This is a genomic window from Paraburkholderia humisilvae (assembly GCF_902859855.1).
Taxonomy (GTDB): domain Bacteria; phylum Pseudomonadota; class Gammaproteobacteria; order Burkholderiales; family Burkholderiaceae; genus Paraburkholderia; species Paraburkholderia humisilvae.
Genome location: NZ_CADIKH010000004.1, coordinates 60269 through 78311, shown reverse-complemented (window position 1 = coordinate 78311; position 18043 = coordinate 60269). Strand labels below are relative to the sequence as shown.

Below are 18043 nucleotides of genomic sequence, written 5' to 3'. Positions count from 1 at the left end.
GTTATGGCGTCGCGGTCCATCCTTTCCTCCGTTCGTTTGCTTCGGCTTGCCGGGATGCGGCAAGCCTGATGCCGCTCACTTAAGCCATTTGCGCACGTCCTGCTCCCATTCGGGGTCGCCGCAACCTGACGGGTTCTCCGGCCCGAGCACGGTGATGTAGCCGCGCGTTTTCATGCATGACTCGTAGGCGCGTATTTGCGTGCAGCGTCCCTCGCCCGCATTGCGCGACACGGTCTTGCATTCGGCAATCGAATGGTCCATCGGACCGAAGTCGAGATCGTCGGCGCGCGTGAACGAAGGCGCGTCGGCGCCCTTCAGCGAAAATTCGACAGGCGTGGTGCTCGAGCAGCCCGCGAGCGAGAAGGCCGCTGCAATGGCCGCCGCGACCGCGCCTCGTGCCAAAAGCGAACCGCGTGATCGGATCATCGTGCGTTCTCCGGATTTGGGTGGGTTTGACGAAGACGGACGCCGGTGAGGGCGGTGTCGTGCGCCGACGCGCCACTTTACCAGCAGTCGTGCGCGCGCCCCCGGTGCGGGCCCGGTGCGCCGCGCCGGCTGGCGGTCGCAGACGGGTGCCGTTGCGGCGATCGTCGGCGCATCAACGAATCACAAAATACCGGGTCAGCGCCTGGTATTCCTGCCGCGGACAAGCTATGTTCTGTGCGGATACCGGCGGTTTGCCACACGCCGCGGGCGCGCAGGTGCAAGATCGCTTCCAGAGCAATGCCGATACAGGAGGAGAGGGTATGGACGGCAAGACGGTCGCGGCATGCATCGACGCCGCGCAAGCCACGCTGAAGGACCACGCGGACGAAATCGAAGCGCTCGATCAGCAGATCGGCGACGGCGACCACATCTTCAATCTGTTGCGCGGCATGGATGCGCTCGTTGCGCTGCGCGGCCAGCTCGAAGCACGTGCCTTCGGAGCGGCGCTCGAACTGGCCGGCGCCAAGGTGTTGTCGACGGTCGGCGGCTCGTCGGGGCCGCTGTTCTTCTCGTTGCTGCAGGGCATGGCAAAAGCCGCTGCCGCGCTGCCGGAGGTCGACGCCGGACACGCATCGATCGATGACGCCGCGCGAATCTTCGCGAGCGGTGTCGAGGCGGTCGCCCAGCGCGGCAGGACCGGCATGGGCAGCAAGACGATGATGGACGTGCTGATTCCGGTGGCCGCGCGCCTCACGGAAATGGCCGCGGCCGGCGCGGGCGCCGCCGCGGTGCTCGAAGCGCTGCCGCAGGTCGCCGAAGAGCACATGCTGGCCACCCGCGACATGCTTGCGACGAAAGGCCGCGCGTCGTTTCTCGGTGAGCGCTCGCGTGGCCACATCGATCCGGGCGCGCGTTCGAGCCAGTTGATGATTGCCGCGGTGTGCGCACAATTCGCGCAATCCGCGTAGGAGGGGAGACCATGAAGAAATTTATCAATCGCGTCGACGATTTTCTGACCGAAAGCCTGGCCGGCTTCGCGGCTGCGCATGCGGACCTCGTCGAACTGAACCGCGAGCCCGTGTTCGTGCGGCGCAAGACCACGACGCCCGGCAAGGTCGCGCTGATATCGGGTGGCGGCGCGGGCCACGAGCCGCTGCACAGCGGTTTCGTCGGCTACGGCATGCTCGATGCGGCCTGCCCCGGCCAGGTGTTCACGTCGCCGACGCCTGACCAGATGATGGCGGCCGCGCAGTCAGTCGATACGGGCGCTGGCGTGCTCTTTATCGTGAAGAACTATTCCGGCGATCTGATGAACTTCGAAATGGCCGCCGAGATGTGCGAGGCGCCGAACGCAACGGTGTTGGTCAATGACGATGTCGCGGTCGAAAACTCCAGCTATACGACTGGGCGCCGTGGGGTCGCGGGCACGGTTATCGTCGAGAAGCTGGTGGGCAGCCTCGCCGAAAGCGGGGCGAACCTTGCGCAGTGCAAGGCATTCGGCGAGCGTGTGGTGCAACGTATCGCGTCGATGGGCGTCGCGTTTTCGAGCTGTACGGTGCCGGCCGCCGGCAAGCCGACTTTTGCGATCGGCGACGATGAGATTGAGATTGGCGTCGGCATTCACGGTGAGCCGGGGCGCCGTCGCGCGCGCCTCGCGCCGGCGGATGCGATCGTCGACGAACTGCTGACGGCGCTCGTCGGCGAACTGAAGCCGGCAGCGGATACGGAACTGCTCGTGCTGGTCAACGGACTGGGCGGCACGCCGTTGAGCGAGTTGTATCTGCTGTTCAACGCGGCGCGCGCATGGCTGGGACAGCGCGGTCTGAAGATCGCGCGCGCGCAGGTCGGCTCGCTGACGACCTCGCTCGACATGGCCGGTGCGTCGCTCACGCTCGGCTCATTCGACGCGGAGATGATCAGGCACTGGGACAGCCCCGTGCAGACGCCGGCCTTGCGCTGGGGCAGGTGAATGGATGTGGCGGCGACGCCGCGAAAAACGGCGGCGCGCGATGCGACCCGTTACATTTGGTAAGCATTTCTTACCGGCGCGCGGTGCGCCGCGTCCAGCGTCCGCAGCGTGCACCTTCGGCATGGCCCTGGCTGCGGTGATCCCTGACATCGGCGAAAATATCCAGTAACGATCCGGTAACTCATGCCGGGTCCGATTTCGTCTAACGTTGCACTACTGAAACCACATTTTGAAAACCGAACCGGTATGAGTACCCGAACCCGAACCATCACCGTTGTGCTGCCGGTTGCTGCAATCGCGCTCGCGCTGGGAGGCTGTGCCGTGGCGCCGCCGACGGGCCCGAGCATCGTCGCGCTGCCCCGCAAAGGCGAACCGCTCGAGCAGTTCCAGCAGGACGATTACGCGTGCCGCGACTATGCATACCATTCGAGCAATGCGCAAGGCGCGGCACAAGGCGCGACGCAGAACAGTGTGAACAGCACCGCCCTCGGTACGCTTGGCGGCGCTGCGGCGGGTGCGCTGCTCGGCGCGGCAGCGGGTAACGCCGGTGTCGGCGCGGCAATCGGCGCGGGCAGCGGGTTGCTGCTTGGCAGCGCGGTCGGCGCGAACGGAGCGACGTACGCGGCCGGCGGTCTGCAGGCGCAGTATGACGCGGCGTACGCGCAATGTATGGCAACCAAGGGTAATACGATCGCGCAACCGCAGGCGCCGGTCTATGCGCCGCAGCCGTACTACTACCAGCCGGTGCCGCGGTATTACGCACCCCCGCCGCCCGTGATGTACGCGCCCTATCCGTATTACTGATGCGTCAGAAGCCGGCGGAGCGAGGCACCGCCGGCTAATCTAAATAGCTGAAAAAATCACTTCGGCTTATTCTGTTCGGATTGTGACGATTGCTAATTTATTCGGCAAAACCGCCATTCGAATTGAGTGCCGCCAGTCGAAATTCCGCCAAAAATACAATAAGCCAACGGCATACGTCGCATGCAGGATGCGCGCCCGCTTCAACGGCATATCACTATTAAATCAACGGCCAACATTCCCTCCAACGCGGCCTGTGTGCCTGCAATCGCGCGCCGGCATGCGCTGAGTCGCCGTAAAAATGCTGTAATTCTCACTAAACAGGGAAGAAAGATTCCGTTAATGAAAAATTGCAACATTCCGGTTGTGTTGTTGCAGATATCTCGTCGGTTGGCGCAAGACCACAACGAATGCCCTTAATGAGCAAGAAAATTGACGCAATTGGCATAGCGTGACCGCCGCCGTCTGTGTAAGCTCTGGTTGCGTCGTTCGATTAAGCAATCGCGGCGTCTGTCCAGCGGAGCACCAGGCATGAACGCAGTCTCGAATCCAGCCGTTTTACGCGCACTAGTCACGCGGGTATGGTCGTTCGCATATCGGGTTACCGAGGACGTGCCGCTCGCGGAAGCCATGGTGGCCAATGCGTGCAGCGCCGGTGCCGAGGCTGGCTGCGCAGTGAGCGAGCGTGAGACGCTAGTGCGGATGCTGGCTGCGGCGCATAGCGTGCTGAGAGGCGGGTCCGCCTACGAACGCTACGAGCGTTCGCGCCGTGCGGCGCGCGGCTCGAACGCTGGGGCAGGGCGTCGCCGCACCCGGAACGCGGACGTTCATTCCCGAATTCTGGCGGAGTTCCGCTTGCTTGCGCCGCCCGAGCGGGCCGCGTTGCTGCTTGCGGAAGTCGAGGGGTTGACCTACGAGGAAACCGCGGAAGTGCTCGGCATGTCCGTCGACCGCGCGAAGCTCGCGCATGTCGCGGTGCGCCTGAAGCTTGGACGTGCGTTCAGTGAACACGCGTCGAAGCCGCAGATGTCCGCATCTCGCTGAAGGTTGCTTTCCGGCCCTGTTCGGCCGAGTCCGCGCCCAAACGAATGGTATTCGGTGGCGAGCGTTCGCGTTGCTTGCACTTACAGCAGCGCCGACGCTGTCGCTTCGTCGGTGATCAGCACATGCGCGAGGCCAGCACGGATCGCGCCTTTGACGATTGCGACCTTCTGCGGCCCGCCCGCCGCGAGAATCAGGCGTGGAATCGCGCGCAAGTCGTCGAGTGACGCATGAACGGCTCGCGATACGAGCGGATGGTCGACAGCGTTGCCGTTGACGTCGAGATAATGACCGCAGATATCGCCGGTCGCACCCGCGGCGCGCAGCGACCGCCACGTGTCACGCGAGATCACTTCATATTCGAGCACCTTCGACTGTTCGGACAGATCGGTGGCGCTCAGCAGCGCCATATCGACGTTTCGCACCATTTCCAGTACGCCGCGCACCGGTTCGCTGTCGACTAGTGCATCGCGTAGCGCAGCGGTTTGCGCATAGAGTGGCGCGGTCATGTAATAGCAGGTCGCATCGAGCATCCGCGCGAAGATAGCCGCGTTGTCGTATGGATTGATCCGCGTGCTTTTCGCAAGGCCGCCGCACATCAGCACGACGGTGTTGTCCATTCCCTGGCGGCGCAGGATGTTTTGTGCGGCCGCGTTGATCGTGCCGCCCCATGTGATGCCGAGCGATTCGTGATGCCGCAGCCGCTCGGACACATACTGGCCGGCCGCCGCGCCGATCACGGGCCGCACGTCCGCATCGTGCGCGGGCGTCGGCACAACGATCGCCTCAGCGAGACCATACGCGGCGACCAGCTTCGCTTCGAGCTCGACATACGCGCCGATCGGACTATTGATCGTTGTCTGGACGAAGCCGCTGGTGCGCGCGTCGTTCAGCACGCGGTTGACGCGCTTGCGCGTGAGGCCCATGCGCTGCGCAATCGCTTCCTGCGTCTGTCCTTCCTTGAAGTACGCCCAACAGATGCGCGCCATCAACTGCGCGTCCGCCGTCTGCAATTCGTCGCCCGGGGCGTCGTTCGCGTCGCGTTTCATGGGGTCTCCGTGGTTCGTGTGTCGCGCAAGGTATCACCTTTCCGATGCGAAACACAAATGGGACAGATTCGTCACAAAAGGGTCACCGGACAGATGTACCGTTAAAGGATCAAATGAGTCACACGCAACTATCCTTCGACTGTGCAGTACGGATTCCGATGAAAGTCACCGCTCTCCCGACGTCCCCGTCCTTCTTGTCGTCCGCGATCGCCACGCGCCGCCGCATGCCACGGCGCGACGGACGCTGACGTGGCGAGCGTCCATCTGTCGGACGTTACGCGCCGCTTCGGCGCCCATGTCGCCGCGGACCGCGTGAACCTGAGCGTCAACGAAGGCGAGTTCGTCGCGCTGGTCGGCCCGAGCGGCTGCGGCAAGTCGACGCTGCTGCGCATGATCGCCGGCCTCGACTGGCCGGACGCGGGCGCGATCCGCATCGGCGAGCGCGATGTGGCCGCACTCGAAGCGGCCGAACGCGACGTCGCGATGGTGTTCCAGAACTACGCGCTGTATCCGCATCTGACGATCCGGCAGAACCTCGCCACTCCGCTTGCGCTGCGTCGTTTGCGCGCGTGGGAGCGTATGCCGCTGCTGTGGCGCCTGTCTTCGGCGAGCCGCGAACGGCATGCGCGGATTGACGCGGACGTCAGCGCGGCGGCGGACTTGCTCGGCATTGGCGCGCTGCTTGAGCGCAAGCCGGCGGCGCTGTCAGGCGGCCAGCGCCAGCGCGTCGCGCTCGGGCGCGCGATCGTGCGCCAGCCGGCGGTGTTTCTCTACGACGAGCCTTTGTCGAACCTCGATGCCGAATTGCGTGCGAGCATGCGTAGTGAGATCGTCGAACTGCATCGACGTCTCGGCGTCGCGACGATCTACGTGACGCACGACCAGGTCGAAGCGATGACGATGGCGGACCGGATCGCCGTGATGCGCGGCGGCCGGATTCTGCAGTTCGGCACGCCAGCGGAGTTGTACACGGAGCCGGCGTCGCTCGAGGTCGCACGTACGCTCGGCACACCGGGAATCGGCGTGCTGCGCGCGACGGTGCGCGCCTCCTCCGCGGGGCTCGCGACAGCCTGCGGTTGCGTGCTGCCGCTCGCGGTGCACGCGGCGCAGGGCGCCAGCGTGAGCATCGGCCTGCGCGCCGAGCATCTCGCGCTGACCAGCATCGGTGATCACGGCGCGTTGCCCGCGCGAGTGCTGCAGGTCGAATGCCTCGGCGCCGACACGCTGGTCCATGTCGGTCTGTATGAAACCCACGCCGGCGCGCATCGCGCGGCGCACGGCGAGGCACAGCCGCGCCTGATCGTGCGTGCGCCACGCGGGCTGGCCGAGATCGCGTCGCTGCCCCGTAGCGGCGATGTGGTTGGTGTGCGGGCCGATCTGTCACACGCGCTCGTATTCGATGACGCGGGGCGGCGTGTGACGCACGACGTGATCGTCAGCGGCGCATCGATGCGGCGGGTCGCGCATGTCTGATGTGATCCGCACTTTGACCGCGCCGCCTGCCGCGCTGCGTGGTGCGCGGCGCTGGCCCGTGGTCGCGCTGTACGCGGGCCCTGCGATCGTGCTCGGCCTCGTCACGCTGATCTTGCCGCTGGCCGTCGTGATCGGGCTTGCGTTCACCGACTATCGGCTCGGCGCATCGACGCTGTCGCTAGTCGGCCTGCGCAATTTTGCCGAGCTTGCGGGTGACCCGGTGATGCGGCATTCGCTTGCAAACACGCTCATCTACACGGCGCTTGTCGTACCCGCGTCGACGCTGACCGGCCTTGGCCTCGCGCTCCTGATCGACGCGCGCACGAGCTTGCGAGGCCTGTACCGGACGATTCACTTCCTGCCGGTGATGGCGGCGACGATTGCGATCGCGGTGGTCTGGGAGTTCATGCTGCATCCGAGCTTCGGCCTTGTGAACCTGCTGCTTGCGAAAGTGGGCATCGCTGGGCCGCGCTGGCTCGATGACCCATCCACCGCGCTGCTGTCGCTCGCGATGATCGGCGTGTGGCAGATGGCCGGCTTCAACATGGTGCTGTTCCTGACCGGCTTGACGGCGATTCCGGCGCAGTACTACGAAGCGGCGGCGGTCGATGGCGCGGCGCGCGCATGGGACCGCTTCTGGCTCGTCACGTGGCCGATGCTGCGGCCGATCACCGGCTTCGTGATCGTGATCTCGATGATCCGTTCGTTCCAGCTGTTCGAGACCGTCTACGTGATCACGGGGGGCGGCCCGCAGAAATCGACTGAGGTGCTGCTGTACACGATGTTCAGCGAAGCATTTGAATTCTTCCGCACCGGCCGTGCCGCGGCGATCGCTGTCGTGTTTCTGCTGCTGGTGGGCGTGCTCACGCTGGTGAAGTTTCGTGTCGCGCTGCTCGGCTCATCCGAGGGTGCATCTCACGGGTCATCTGAGGGCGCAGCGCGTCGCTCACCGGGTCATCCATCATGAGCGTGACGCGTCCCCATCCGCTCGGCGCGCTGCTGCGCCACGTCGTGCTGGCGGCCACCAGTGTCGTTGCGCTGACGCCTTTCTTCTGGATGCTGTCGACTGCATTCAAGCCCGCCAACGAAATCTTCAGCCGCGACCTGCACCTATGGCCCGCGCATTTCGCGGGCTGGGACAACTTCGCCGCGGTCTTCGCGCGCGTGCCGATGCTCGCGTATCTGATCAACGGTGCGATGGTGGTCGTGCTGATCTTCGCGCTGCAACTCGCGATCGCCGTGCCTTGCGCGTACGTGCTGGCCAAGGTGCCGTTTCGCGGGCGCCGGCTGCTGTTCGGCGCGGTTGTGTTCTGCCTGATGCTGCCGCCGCAGGTGGTCGCGATTCCACAGTTCCTGCTCGCGCAGCGGCTCGGCATCCTCGACACGATCTGGGCGATGGCGCTGCCGTACGGCGTCTCCGCGTTCGGCATCTTCCTGATGCGCCAGTACTTCCGCACGATTCCCGACGAACTGCTCGACGCCGCGCGTCTCGATGGCTTTAGCGAGTTCGGCATCGTATTCCGGCTGATGCTGCCGATCGCGATGCCCGCGGTCACCGCGTTCGGCATCTTTTCGGTCACGACGCACTGGAACGAGTTCTTCTGGCCGCAGATCGTGCTGTCGTCGCCGCAGAAGCTGACACCGCCGCTGGGCATCGCGTTCTTCCGCAACGAAGAGGCGGGCACCGACTACGGCGCGCTGATGGCGGCGGCCGCGATCGTGATCGCGCCGCTGGTCGTCGCGTTTCTGCTCGCCCAGCGCAGGTTTATCGAAGGGATCGCCCTGACAGGAATCAAAGGGTGACGCAGCATGTCCGACACCCCGCGCCGCACAGGAGAACCGGCTTGAACACACGCAGAATCCGTCTCAAACAGATGATTGGCCTGCTCGGCCTGCTGGGTCCCGGCGTGGGCGCGTTCGCTGTCTCGACATCGGCGGCCGCCGCGCAGACCGAGCTATCGGTGCTGTACGCGTTTCCGGATCTGTTCCGCCCCGTCATGGAAGACCTCGCCAAGCGTTTTATGGCGGCCAATCCGGACATCCGCATCGTCTATCGCGCGCCCGCGTCCGAGTACGAACAGGTGCTGCAAACGGTGCTGCGCGAAGCCGTGGCGGGCACGCAGCCGGATGTCGTGGTGCAGGGTTTGAACGGCATTCGCGCCCTGTCGGATCAGCATGTCGCGATTCCGCTCGAGCCTCTGATTGCCGCGGACAAAAGCTTCGCCTCACAGGGCTTCGACGATGCGCTGCTGCACGCCGGCACGGTGAAGCGCCGGAGCTACGCGTTGCCGTTCGCGGTGTCGCTGCCGGTGCTCTACTACAACGCGGATCTTGTGAAGCGCGCCGGCGGCGACCCCGCGCATCTGCCGACCACATGGGACGGCGTGATCGCGCTCGCACGCAAGATTGGCCGCCTCGACCCGAACACCGGCGGGATGTTCTACGCATGGGATGAAACCGGCAACTGGATGTGGCAGGCGCTGGTATTCAGCCGCGGCGGCACGATGTTGAGCGCCGACGAGCGCAAGGTCGCGTTCGACGGCAGCGCGGGGCGCTGGGCGATCAACCAGCTGGCCCGCTTTGTGAAGGAGGGCGGCATGCCGTACCTCACGCATATCGCCGCGCGTCAGCAGTTCGCAGCCGGCGGCCTCGGCATCTTCGCGACGTCGACCGCGCAGCTTGCGACCATTCAGAAGCTCGCGGCCGGGCGTTTTCCGGTAGTCGTCGGCCCGTATCCGGACCTGCAGCCGCACGTGTCGACACTGCCCGCCGGCGGCAACGGCCTGATGATCACCGCGAAGGACGCGGCGAAACAACAGGCCGCCTGGCGCTTTCTGACGTTCGCAACGAGTGCGGACGAAGCCGCCGACGTCGCGACGCGTACCGGCTACTTTCCGCCGAACGACAAGGCGGCGGTGCTGCTGAAGGACTTCTATACGGCCCATCCGAACTACGCGGTGGCGGTCGGCCAGCGCAGCTATGCAGCCGGCTGGTACGCGTTTCCGGGGCCGAACGGGCTGAAGGTGATCGATGTGATCAAGGACAAGCTCGAGTCGGTGGCAAGCGGCAAGCGCGCAGAAGAGCCGGACCAGGTGCTTACCGAGATGGCCGCCGAAGTTACCGCGCTGCTTGCGCAATGAACGCCCGCCATGACAACCCCGTACCGGGCGCGCAGGATGGGCTCGGGCAACCGGCGCCGCGGCCGCGCACGCGACGGGTCGTGTTCGTCTGCTGCGATGCGCTCGGCCACGAATGGATCGACGCGCATCTGACGCCCGTGATGTACGCGCTCGCGCACGACGGGCTGTGGTGCGCGAATCATCGTGCGGTGTTCCCTTCGGTGACGCGGGTGTCGGCCGCGTGCGTGGCGACCGGTTGCCTGCCGTACCGCCATGGGTTGCACGGCAACCAGATGGGGCTGATCGAAGGTGGCAAGCTGCGCGTCTACGATGTCGGTCAGCCGGACTTCCGGACGCATCTGCGCCGCGCGACCGGCACGACGCTGCGGATGCCGACGCTCGCGGAACGCGTGGCGGGTCACGGCGGATTTATCGCGATGTCGAACGTGTCGCCGGGCGCCGCGTATTTTCTCGACCCCGAGCACTTCGGTCACGTGTACCATCGCGCGGGCTCGTATGCGCCGGGCGGCCAGCCGATCGTCGGTACGGCGGCGTTGCAGATCGGACAGGACTTCGGCGGCGACTGGGCGATGACCCGGCGCTTCTGCACGGAAGTGCTGACGTGGCGGCGCCCCAGCATCGCGGTGTTATGGCTCGCGCATCCGGATGCGACGCTGCATGCGGCGCCGCTCGGTTCGGCCGCGCATCGCGAAGCGCTGCGCCACGCGGACCGCTGCGTCGCCGAAGTGCTGCGTACCGTGCGACGGCTGCGCACGCAAGGCGACGACATCCTGTTGCTAGCCGGTTCGGATCACGGACAGGAAACGATCGCGGGCAGCATCGATATCGACGCATGGTTGTGCGCGCAAGGACTTGCGCAGCAGATCGAAGCCGGCGAGATCGCGGTGGCCGCGCAGGGGACGGCCGCGCTGCTCTATGCGACTGAAACGGGCCGGCCCAAGCTGCACGAGGTGCTCGACCGACTGCGCGGCGAGCCATGGGTCGATGCGCTCGAGACCGGTGTCGCGCTGCGCGCACGCGGTATGGCCGCGCAAGACGGGATCGTCGCCGCGATCAACCTGGCGCAGGTTGCCGGCGAGAATACGTATGGCGTGCGCGGCAAACGCTGGACCGCTGCCGAGCCTGGCAAGACCAAGGTGCCCGGCCACGGCGAACATGGCGGTTGGGGGACGGACGAAACCCGCCCGTTTCTGATCGTCGATCACGCGAGCGTGACACCGATGACCGTCGAGCAGCGGACGAGCCTGGTCGATATCGCGCCGACGATGCTCGATTTTCTCGGCTTGCCGCACGGCGGTCTCGACGGCCGGTCGCTGCTCATGCCGCACCGCGCGCAACCGGCCGGCGCGGGCGCGGATTCACGCGGCTAGCGAATGCGGCTGCCGCTCACTCGGCGAGCAGCTGGCCGATGGCGTCGCTGATAAACGCGGCGTCCTCGACGTTCGCGGTCGGCAGCCCCGCACGATGGCCCCATACCGACGGAATCGGCAGCAGCTTCGCGTTGCGCATCTGTGCGACTTCGAGCCGGTTGTCCTCGACCTGGAAATACAGGTCGGTTTCGCTCGGCATGATCAGCGCACGCGCGGTGATCGCCCATAGTGCCGCGTGAAAATCGCCTTGATAGATCGGGTTGGCGGAGATGTCCGCATGTTCCCATGTCCATAGATGCGCGAGCAGGTTGTTCGCGTCGCGCCGCAGGAAGTTCATTTCCCAGCTCATCACCAGATAATCTTCAAGTGAGGAAAAGCCCGCGCCGCGCCACAGTTCTTCGCGATAGAAAGTCTGCGACATGGCCATCGCCGCGTAGCTGCGGCCCATCGCCCGCAAGCCGCGCTCGGGCCGCGATACGAACGTGCCATTCTGAAACGCGGGGTCGGCAGTCAACGTCGCGCGAATGCCTTCGAGAAACACCTTGTTGTGCGCGGACGTCTTCGCGGCGCCGCAAATGACTGCGATACGCCTGACCATTTGCGGGTACAGCGCCGCCCAATGGTAAGCCTGTATCCCGCCCATCGACCAGCCGCACGCGAGCTGCAATTCGGTGATGCCCAGGTGCCGGGTGATCAGCTGATGCTGGATCGCGACGTTGTCGGCGATCGTGAAATTCGGCCAGCGCGTGCCGTTGAACGGCTCGACCGCATTGCTCGGCGATGACGACAGGCCGTTGCCGAACAGGTTGGTCGCGACCACGAAGTAGCGGTCGGTATCGAGTGCCTTGCCGGGACCAATGATCCAGTCGACGTCGTAGTGATGCGCGGAAAACGACGTCATATACAGAATCACATTCGATTTGTCGGCGGCGAGCCGGCCATGCGTTTTGTAAGCGAGCTTCGCGTCCCGAAAGGTGATGCCGGATTGCAGGACCACATTTCCGGCGTGAAATAGCGAGTAGTCATCCATGAGCATGGGGCGTGATGGGGTGAGTGGAATCGTCCGAACTGCATCATGGCATAGACATAGTGCGCGCGTTGGCCGTGCAGTCGCGCGGATGTGCCCGACGTGCGTTGCATTTTCCTTTCAGGCCGGGAATCGATAGAGATCGCGAAGCGGCGCGGTGCGACCGCACGCAACGTCAAATCAATTGACATGGCATGATGACGGCGTGGCGGCACGATGCGTGCCGCTCGTGCAGGTTCGCTGCGCCACCGTTGCTGCGCGAGGCGGTGCAAGGTTGGCGCGCCTCGCCAGGTGATCAAATCATAAGGATTGCATCGGATATGGATGAATCAGTTGTTGCGCTATCGGCGGTCGTAGCACGGCGGATGATCGGCAGCCGCGAACTGTCGCCGGTCGAGTTGCTGGATGCGTGCATTGCGCGCATCGAAGCGCTGAACCCGGCGGTCAACGCGATCGCGGCGACCGACTTCGAGCGTGCGCGCGACGCCGCGCGCCGCGCCGAGCAGGCGGTGCTGCGTGGCGAGCCGCTTGGGCCGCTGCACGGCTTGCCGGTCGGCATCAAGGACCTCGAGGAAACCGCGGGCCTGTTGACCACGTACGGCTCGCCGCTTTACCGCGCGCATGTGCCGCAGCACGATCATGTGGTGGTCGCGCGCTTGCGCGCGGCGGGCGCGATCGTCGCGGCGAAGACCAATGTGCCCGAGTTCGGCGCGGGCGCGAATACGCGCAACGCGGTGTGGGGCGCGACCGGCAATCCGTTCAACCCGTTGCTGAACGCGGGCGGTTCATCCGGCGGCTCGGCCGCCGCGCTGGCCACCGACATGCTGCCGCTCTGCACCGGCTCCGATACGGGCGGCTCGTTACGCATTCCCGCCGCGCTGTGCGGTGTGGTCGGCTTTCGTCCGTCGCCGGGGCTTGTGCCGAACGATCAGCGTACGCTTGGCTGGACGCCGATTACGGTCGTGGGTCCGATGGGCCGCGACGTTGCCGACACGCGTCTGCAACTGGCGGCAATGGTCGGCCTCGAAGCGAGCGACCCGCTGAGCGTCGCAAGCGACGCCGTTGCATTCGCCAACTTCAACCCGGTCGACCTCGCGACGCTGCGCGTCGCCTACACCGAGGACTTCGGCGTCAGCGCGGTGGACGACGCGACGCGCCAGACCTTCCGCGCGAAGATCGACGCGCTCGCGCGCGACGTGAGAGTGTGCGAGCCGCTCGAACTCGATATGGGCGAAGCGGACCGCTGCTTTGACATTATCCGCGCGCAGAACTTCGTCGCCGGTTTCAAGGAGATCTACGAACGCGACCCGGCGTTGCTCGGCGCGAATACGCGAACCAACTACGAGATGGGCAGTGCGATGTCGCTCGCCGATGTCGTATGGGCGCATACGGAGCAAACGAAGTTGTTCCGCCGCTTCCAGACGGTATTCGAGCGCTACGACGTGATTGTGTCGCCGACCACGCCAATCACGCCGTTTCCGTGGTCGCAACCGTATCTCGCCGAGATCAACGGGCAGCCGCTTGCGAACTACTACCGCTGGCTCGCGCTGACCTATCTGGTGACGCTCGCGACCAACCCGGCCATCTCCGTGCCGTGCGGCGTCGATCATGCGGGCATGCCGTTCGGCCTGCAGGTGGTCGGCGCGCATCGCGCGGATGCCCGGCTCTTCGATATCGCGCAGTCGCTCGAAGCGCACTGGCAGCGCGATGCGGCGCAGCGCCGTCCGCGTCCCGATCTTGCGAAGCTCGCGCATCCGGTGCCGGAACTGAAGTCGCTCGTCACCGCGCCGCCAGCGGTGTGATGCTTAGGCCGGCTGCGGCAGCAGGAAAGCACGCGTCGGCCACACGAACGCAGGTCGCGGCCATCCACGTCGCCCTCTGCGTGCCGTGAATATGAAGGTGGTTGTTGCCCAGGGTTCCTTCAACCGCGTGACGTCAGCATGGCCGTGGCGTCAACCTGAACGGCCGTTGCGTGAAATTTTTTCGATACCGTCCGCGGACGCACGCGGCAACACGCATTCGAACGTCGCACCGTAACCCGCGTTGTTCGATGCGCGGATCGTGCCGCGATGCGCTTCGATGATCGAGTGGCAGATCGACAGTCCCATTCCCATGCCTTGCGGCTTCGTCGTAAAAAAGGCTTCGAAAAGCCGCTTTTCGTTCTCGTCGGAAATGCCGACACCGTTATCCTTCACGGCGATGATGACCGGATCGTCGGGCGCGGGACCGGTGCGCGTCTCGATCGAGAGCTCGCGAGGCCGATCCGTCACGCCGTCGAGTGCCTGGATACCGTTCATCACGAGATTGATCACGACCTGCTGCAACTGTATCCGGTCAGCGAACACGTGCGGCAAATCGTTCGCCAGCTTCAACTGCAGCGGCACGCCATGGCGCAGAATCTCGCGCTGAATCAGTGCCACCGATTCGTTCACGATCTCGTTGACGTCGATCGCGGCCTTCTGCACCGGGTTCTTTTTCGCGAGCGTGCGCACTCGGCCCACGATCTGGAACGAACGTCGCGCTTCGCTGATGATGCGCGTCAGGCCGGTGCGCACTTCGTCGAGGCACGGCGGATCGCGGTCAAGCCAGCGCAGCGATGCTTCCGCGCTGGTCACGGTCGCCGAGAGCGGCTGGCCCACTTCATGCGCGATCGATGCGCTCAGTTCGCCGAGCATCGTCAGGCGCGTGATCCGTGCAAGCTCCGCCTGGGCATCCTGCAACTGCAATTCGGTTTGCCGTGCGGCGGTCACATCCATGATCGCGCCCGCGTACCGCAGCTGATCGGCCTCGATCGCGTGCGCGACGACACGCAAATACTTCGTTGTACCGTCCGGCATCAACAGACGGTGTTCGAAATCGAGCGAATGCTGGCCGGATGATGCATGCGCGACCCGGTTACGCACCCGCTCGACGTCGTCCGGGTGAATGCGCTGCATCACGTGGCCGATCGTCGGCACGACGTCGGTCCGGTAGCCGAAGATGCGAAAGCTCTGCTCGGACCAGAACACGCGGCCGCTTTCGATGTCCCACCCGAAGCTTCCTGTCGAGCTGAGCTTCTGCGCTTCGGCGAGATAGGTCGCTTCGCTTTGCCGCAACGCCTCTTCCGCGCGCTTGCGGTCGGTGATGTCGGTGCCGCTCTCGAGCGTCGCCATAGGCTCGCCGTCCGGGCCGCGCTGCAGCGACCAGCGGCTCGCGATGACCCGCTGTTCTCCGTCGCGCCGCGTGCTGATCAGTTCGCCCTCCCAATGCCCGGTGGCGAACAGGTCACCGGCAATCTCCTGCTGCTGAACCGGAAAGCGCGTCTTCAGCAGTTCATGCAGCGGCTGTCCGAGCACTTCGTTTTTCTGCCATCCGTATAGCCGCTCGGCGCCGCGATTCCAATAGGTGATCGCCCCCGCGGCGTCGCGCACGACGATCGTGTCGTGTGTGAGATCGAGCAGGCTCGCCTGCTCGCGTTGCGCGCGTCCGAGCTTGTGCGCGTGCCGCACGAGCGCGGTGATCACGAGCGACGCGGCGAGGAAGGTCGCAAGATCGGGCAGGTGGCCGGGGGAGGGAATACGCAGTGTGAACGGCGGTTGTCCGAAAAAATAGTCGAGGCAGAAAATCGCGATCACGCAGAATCCGATCGACGATACAAAGCTATCGATCAGCGACAGAAACACGATTGCCGTCAGATAGATGCATTTCGCCGCGGATTCGTCCAGGCCCAGTGCGACGCATGCCCACGTCACGAGCGCGAACGCCACGACGCCAGCCGGCCAGACGAGCGCGAAATGACGCAGCGTCGCGTAGCGGTTGGCCTCTTCACGACGTGCGCCGAGCGCGGCGGCGGCACGTGCAGCTTGCTGGCGACGGCTATCCGGAGAGCGGGAGGAAGGGGCCATGTTATCGCGGGCAGTCGGACTGAGGTGCAGCGGCACCGGGCGTTAATCCGCCGATGAAATCCCTTTGCGCCGCACCACGAACGCGCGGCGACAGCGTCGATTATTGCAGCGTATCGCGCAACGGGACAACTTTCGACAACGCACGGCGCAGTGCGCACTATGCAACGGAGATCGACGCATTTGCACGACGATCACCTACACTCGAAGACGAGCGATAGCATTTTCAAACGCGCGTGCCCGGACCCGCACGTTCCAATGGGCGCGTTCAAACTCACGCGGCTACCTTGATCGAGGAGTTCATTTTGGCTCAATCCGCCCTTTTCAGACCGATACGGGTTCGCAACCTGAACCTGTCGAACCGGATCGTGATCGCGCCGATGTGCCAATACTCGGCGAAAAACGGCTGCATGAACGACTGGCATCTGATTCACCTTGGGCAGTTGTCGCTATCCGGCGCGGCGCTGCTGACGATCGAGGCCACCGCGGTTGTGCCGGAAGGCCGCATTACCTACGGTGACGTCGGACTCTACGACGACGCAACCGAGGCCGCGATGCGGCACACGCTGGAAAGCGTGCGGCGCTGGTCAAACATACCGATCGGCCTGCAACTGGACCACGCGGGCCGCAAGGCGTCGACCGAGGTGCCGTGGGCAGGCAGGATGCAGTTTGCGCCGGGCCACCCGAACGGCTGGCAAACGGAAGCGCCATCCGCGATCGCGTTCGATCCGCACGATCACCCGCCGGTCGCGCTCGACCGCGACGGACTCACACGCGTGCGCGAAGCGTTCGCGGCTGGCGCGCGGCGCGCCGCGGCGCTCGACATCGACCTGATCCAACTGCATTGCGCGCACGGTTATCTGCTGCATCAGTTCCTGTCGCCGCTGTCGAATCAGCGCAGCGACGAATATGGCGGCTCGCTCGAAAACCGCATGCGCTTCCCGCTCGAAGTGTTCGACGCGGTACGTGCCGCATTTCCGGATGACCGGCCGGTCAGTGTGCGGGTGTCCGGCTCTGACTGGGTCGATGGCGGCTGGGACATCGGGCAGACCGTTGCCTTCGCACAGGCGCTCGAAGCGCACGGCTGCGACGCGATACACGTGTCGAGCGGCGGGCTGCATCCCGCGCAGGACATTCCTGTGAGCCCCGGTTACCAGGTGCCGCTTGCGCGCGCGGTGAAAGCCGCGGTGCGCATGCCGGTGATCGCGGTCGGCTTGATCAGCAGCTTCGAACATGCGGAAAGCATCATTGCCACGGGCGATGCGGACTTTATCGCATTGGCGCGCACGGTGCTTTACGATCCTCGCTGGCCATGGCATGCGGCCGCCGAACTGGGTGCGCGGGTGCGCGCGCCGAAGCAGTATCTGCGCGCGCAGCCGAATCGCTACAAGTGGCTGTTCGGCGATGCGCGTATCGTGAGCCCCGAGCCGAGATGGACCGACGGCGACGACAACCTGCTGAGTCTCGAAGAAGAATAAGCGGCCGTATCGACGCTTGACGAACGCTGCGTGCCCGCTGCACGGGCCTGGTCATTTTTTTTGCGCGCACGAAGGAATCATGCAAGCGGCAAGCAGTCGAAGCGACACGCGTGTGGCCGGGCCGGCCTGCCGCATGCGCGATGATTTGACAAAGAATATGGAACGCATGTTTTTGACGCGCTCGCGCGCGATAGAAAAGATTATGGTGCGTCGGCGCATCGTCAATGATGCGCTGGACAGTCGTCACGCAACTGACACGGACGCGCTGCGCGCCGAGTTGGCCGAACTCGAGCGCTTGCTGCTCGACGTGCGCTCGGGACGCGCAATCGAGTTTGTGCTTCACGAGAGCGTTGCGCAGCATTGCTTCGTGATGCCCGACTGAGCGCCT

At 65.0% G+C, this 18043-nt stretch carries 16 protein-coding genes; 12 read left to right on the top strand and 4 right to left on the bottom strand.

Going from position 1 to position 18043, the window contains the following annotated elements:
• Positions 1-75 precede the first annotated feature (75 nt).
• Positions 76-426, bottom strand: a complete 351-nt coding sequence (locus HV796_RS04995) for a hypothetical protein (RefSeq protein ID WP_246355700.1) — start codon at positions 424-426, stop codon at positions 76-78.
• 320 nt (positions 427-746) lie between these two features.
• Here HV796_RS04995 and dhaL point away from each other — a divergent pair, with 320 nt between their 5' ends.
• The 4 genes from dhaL (at position 747) to HV796_RS04975 (ending at position 4240) form a co-directional block, all read left to right on the top strand.
• Positions 747-1394 carry a dihydroxyacetone kinase subunit DhaL gene (gene dhaL, locus HV796_RS04990; RefSeq protein WP_175225355.1) on the top strand — a complete coding sequence of 216 codons (648 nt, stop codon included), beginning with the start codon at positions 747-749 and terminating at the stop codon, positions 1392-1394.
• An 11-nt stretch (positions 1395-1405) separates the two neighbouring features.
• Positions 1406-2395 carry a dihydroxyacetone kinase subunit DhaK gene (gene dhaK / locus HV796_RS04985; protein WP_175225354.1) on the top strand — a complete coding sequence of 330 codons (990 nt, stop codon included), beginning with the start codon at positions 1406-1408 and terminating at the stop codon, positions 2393-2395.
• Positions 2396-2641: 246 nt separating this feature from the next.
• Entirely contained in the window at positions 2642-3199 is a 558-nt protein-coding gene (locus HV796_RS04980) for a YMGG-like glycine zipper-containing protein (protein WP_175225353.1), read from the top strand.
• 528 nt (positions 3200-3727) lie between these two features.
• Positions 3728-4240: an RNA polymerase sigma factor gene (locus tag HV796_RS04975; protein ID WP_175225352.1), complete on the top strand. Its 513-nt coding sequence runs from the start codon at positions 3728-3730 to the stop codon at positions 4238-4240.
• Between the two features lie 80 nt (positions 4241-4320).
• On the opposite strand, the gene HV796_RS04970 is transcribed toward HV796_RS04975, so the two are convergent.
• Positions 4321-5286: a sugar-binding transcriptional regulator gene (locus tag HV796_RS04970; protein ID WP_175225351.1), complete on the bottom strand. Its 966-nt coding sequence runs from the start codon at positions 5284-5286 to the stop codon at positions 4321-4323.
• 249 nt (positions 5287-5535) lie between these two features.
• On the opposite strand from HV796_RS04970, the gene HV796_RS04965 reads away from it, so the two are divergent.
• Genes HV796_RS04965 through HV796_RS04945 form a run of 5 tightly spaced genes read left to right on the top strand, consistent with a single transcriptional unit; the run spans position 5536 to position 11269 of the window.
• The gene (locus tag HV796_RS04965) at positions 5536-6759 is read left to right on the top strand and encodes an ABC transporter ATP-binding protein (protein ID WP_175225350.1); all 1224 of its coding nucleotides are present in this window, start codon (positions 5536-5538) and stop codon (positions 6757-6759) included.
• A complete protein-coding gene (locus HV796_RS04960) occupies positions 6752-7726 on the top strand; it encodes a carbohydrate ABC transporter permease (protein WP_175225349.1) in 975 nt (324 codons plus the stop codon). Before HV796_RS04965 ends, HV796_RS04960 begins: the two co-directional genes overlap by 8 nt.
• Complete coding sequence (locus HV796_RS04955; RefSeq protein WP_175225348.1) at positions 7723-8562, top strand: carbohydrate ABC transporter permease; 840 nt, start codon at positions 7723-7725, stop codon at positions 8560-8562. The genes HV796_RS04960 and HV796_RS04955 overlap by 4 nt, the downstream gene beginning before the upstream one ends.
• A 41-nt stretch (positions 8563-8603) precedes the next feature.
• On the top strand, positions 8604-9899 hold the full coding sequence (locus HV796_RS04950; RefSeq protein ID WP_217477851.1) for an ABC transporter substrate-binding protein: 1296 nt from the start codon (positions 8604-8606) through the stop codon (positions 9897-9899).
• Positions 9896-11269 (top strand): alkaline phosphatase family protein, encoded by a 1374-nt coding sequence (locus HV796_RS04945; protein WP_175225347.1) that lies wholly within the window; start codon positions 9896-9898, stop codon positions 11267-11269. Before HV796_RS04950 ends, HV796_RS04945 begins: the two co-directional genes overlap by 4 nt.
• A 16-nt stretch (positions 11270-11285) precedes the next feature.
• On the opposite strand, the gene HV796_RS04940 is transcribed toward HV796_RS04945, so the two are convergent.
• A complete protein-coding gene (locus HV796_RS04940; RefSeq protein ID WP_175225346.1) occupies positions 11286-12299 on the bottom strand; it encodes an alpha/beta fold hydrolase in 1014 nt (337 codons plus the stop codon).
• A 317-nt stretch (positions 12300-12616) separates the two neighbouring features.
• Here HV796_RS04940 and HV796_RS04935 point away from each other — a divergent pair, with 317 nt between their 5' ends.
• Positions 12617-14098 carry an amidase gene (locus HV796_RS04935; protein ID WP_175225345.1) on the top strand — a complete coding sequence of 494 codons (1482 nt, stop codon included), beginning with the start codon at positions 12617-12619 and terminating at the stop codon, positions 14096-14098.
• A 150-nt stretch (positions 14099-14248) separates the two neighbouring features.
• Here the strand turns inward: HV796_RS04935 and HV796_RS04930 are convergent, their stop codons facing one another.
• On the bottom strand, positions 14249-16180 hold the full coding sequence (locus HV796_RS04930) for a PAS domain-containing sensor histidine kinase (protein ID WP_175225344.1): 1932 nt from the start codon (positions 16178-16180) through the stop codon (positions 14249-14251).
• Between the two features lie 302 nt (positions 16181-16482).
• On the opposite strand from HV796_RS04930, the gene HV796_RS04925 reads away from it, so the two are divergent.
• Both HV796_RS04925 and HV796_RS04920 read left to right on the top strand, forming a co-directional pair.
• On the top strand, positions 16483-17655 hold the full coding sequence (locus HV796_RS04925; protein WP_175225343.1) for an NADH:flavin oxidoreductase/NADH oxidase: 1173 nt from the start codon (positions 16483-16485) through the stop codon (positions 17653-17655).
• 157 nt (positions 17656-17812) lie between these two features.
• A complete protein-coding gene (locus tag HV796_RS04920; RefSeq protein WP_175225342.1) occupies positions 17813-18037 on the top strand; it encodes a hypothetical protein in 225 nt (74 codons plus the stop codon).
• Positions 18038-18043: the final 6 nt, after the last annotated feature.